The following is a 2,099-nucleotide window of genomic DNA, read 5'->3' as shown; positions in this document are numbered from 1 at the left end:
TGCAAAATGGTTGATGCAACACAAAATCTGACTGGCACGGTCACTTCCGCAAAAATGCCAGAGGTGAACGCGGTTCCAAGAGTCAACATTTCGCCCGCAAGTAGTGGCGATACGGCAGGACTTGGTGTCGCTGCGCCGGTTAACCCGGTATCGGCGTCGTCCCGACCCGCGGTCGAGATCAATTCCGCCGCCGCTGAGGTTCTGGCGTCGATGCAGAGCATGCCGGTCCCGGTTGATATCGAAGCCGTGGAACGCATTCGGGCGTCGATCCAGGCGAACGAATATCCTGTCGATTACGACAAGATCGCGCAGGGTCTGGCCGATTCATTCGAATCCATGACCTAATGTCAGAGACCGGCGTTGCGACACAACACCTGGATGCGGCGCTTGACCGACTGAAAGCGTGCCGCGCGTCGGACAAGGACTATATCGCAGCATCCGAAAATGTGCTGGCCGAAATGTCGAAATTGGGACCCTTTGGCCCAAATACACCCGATGGTTTGGCAAACTTGTATCAGAAATTGACTCAAGAGTTTCTTTACGCCGAAAAATGTGCTGAATTGCGCGGACTGGGCCATGCTGGCACTACGGGTTCGCAAACGTCAAAATATTGACTATTCAGGATAACTTTTTTGACACTTCAGGATTACGCAAGCTTGGTGTCTGGCCAAAGCATTACAAACTGGTTGCTGGCCCTGAACTTACTATTGGTCGGCTGGCTTTTGGTCCGCGTCATGCGGGATCAGCGCGATTTGTCGGATATCAAATCAACACTGAAGCATATCGTTCACTCGGTGCAGCCTACAAATAGCCCAGAAATCACCGGGACGCAGGTCGGGACACCCGATGTCCTGCAACTGACGCAGCGGGTGGCAGTAAACCACGGACCGCAGGCAAACTCGGCTTCCAATATCGTGGCGTTCATCGCAGCGCGCCAAGCGGGCAGCAGTCTGGAAGAGGCCGCGCAGCAATGTGACCTGACCGAGGACGAAGCATTCGCCATATCGGTCAGTTATCGTGACGCAACACCGTCACCGGCGAACAACGAGGCCATGTCCTGATCCACAAACATCCCGCGTGCCGTTTCCTGGGCCTGCAGGACATCGCGCGCCTCTAGCGCGACCTCGATATCATTGCGGGTTTTGGCGGCTTGGTCGATATTCAACGCGGCACCGATCAGTGTCCAGATGTAGGCGGTTTCCAGATCGGGTCGCGTCAATATTGTTTGGTTGAACGCGACAAATTGCATGATGGCCGCAGAATCTCCCCGGGACAGTCGGTCTTGCAGGCGGCTCTCGATGCGATCCGCGATTGTATCTTTCGTGGCGGGCAGCAGTTTTTCGGCCAGCCGGTCCGCCAATTCCTGCGCGCGCTCGACACCGCCAAGCTGGGCCAGCCATGCCCATTCCAGCGCAAGGGTGTAATTCTGCGGCGTACCTTTTCCGGCCTCTAGCAAGATCGCCAGATTAAACTGCGCGTCGTGATCATCCTGTTCTGCCAAAGCAAAGAACAGATCATTCGCCAGACCGAAATCTTCGGCTTTGACGGCCTCAACAGCAGCGTCAAAAGGATCGGGGCTGGCATCTGAGCCTTGGGCGGCCACGCCCGTTCCGGTGATCAAGAGCATCGCGCAAAAGCTGGCAGTCGCGATCCGACAAAAGCAAACGGGCAGTCGGGATAGGAATGTCATGGCAATGCGCACCTTTCAGCGGTTCACGTCCAATCCTAATAGGCTCACCGCTTTACAGCAATCGGCCTTGGCAAAGAATGTTGCCTTACGGGGCTAAAGCCTGCGGCGTCCAAGCCGTTACCACTAATAGGCCGGTTGATAGCGACAGCATGCTTCAGTTGGTTGAGAGCGCGGATTTTGGAACGTGTTCTCTTAATGACATAATAGGAGAGATGTAATGGCACTCGCAATTGCAACCAATACCGGCGCCTTGATGGCCGCGGCTTCCGCGTCCAGCGTCAACAGAGATATGGAAACCTCGATGGAGCGCCTGTCGACCGGCAAGCGCATCAACTCTGCAGCGGATGACGCAGCTGGCGTGGCGATTGCATCGCGGCTGACATCGGAAATCCGCGGCACCAACCAGGCG

General features: G+C 56.0%; 3 protein-coding genes and 1 pseudogene. 3 read left to right on the top strand and 1 reads right to left on the bottom strand.

Annotated elements, in window-relative coordinates:
- Positions 1–345, top strand: a 345-nt coding sequence (locus ACFDSS_RS14235; protein WP_375256377.1) for a flagellar biosynthesis anti-sigma factor FlgM, incomplete at its 5' end; no start/stop codon positions are given.
- Between the two features lie 287 nt (positions 346–632).
- Positions 633–1,061 carry a hypothetical protein gene (locus ACFDSS_RS14230; protein WP_375256376.1) on the top strand — a complete coding sequence of 143 codons (429 nt, stop codon included), beginning with the start codon at positions 633–635 and terminating at the stop codon, positions 1,059–1,061.
- On the opposite strand, the gene ACFDSS_RS14225 is transcribed toward ACFDSS_RS14230, so the two are convergent.
- On the bottom strand, positions 1,013–1,690 hold the full coding sequence (locus ACFDSS_RS14225) for a hypothetical protein (RefSeq protein WP_300975780.1): 678 nt from the start codon (positions 1,688–1,690) through the stop codon (positions 1,013–1,015). The two genes, ACFDSS_RS14230 and ACFDSS_RS14225, sit on opposite strands and share 49 nt — an antisense overlap.
- 217 nt (positions 1,691–1,907) lie before the next feature.
- Between ACFDSS_RS14225 and ACFDSS_RS14220 the strand changes: the two are divergent.
- Positions 1,908–2,099, top strand: a pseudogene (locus ACFDSS_RS14220) (flagellin FliC); the annotation flags it as partial.

This window comes from Yoonia sp. (genome assembly GCF_042093035.1).
Lineage (GTDB): Bacteria > Pseudomonadota > Alphaproteobacteria > Rhodobacterales > Rhodobacteraceae > Yoonia.
Note: the sequence above shows the minus strand (reverse complement) of the source record. Positions and strands in the feature narration are given on the sequence as shown.

Excerpts from the sequence above, each read along its gene's own strand:
- ACFDSS_RS14225 (WP_300975780.1), bottom strand. The coding sequence starts at position 1,690 with ATGACATTCCTATCCCGACTGCCCGTTTGCTTTTGTCGGATCGCGACT.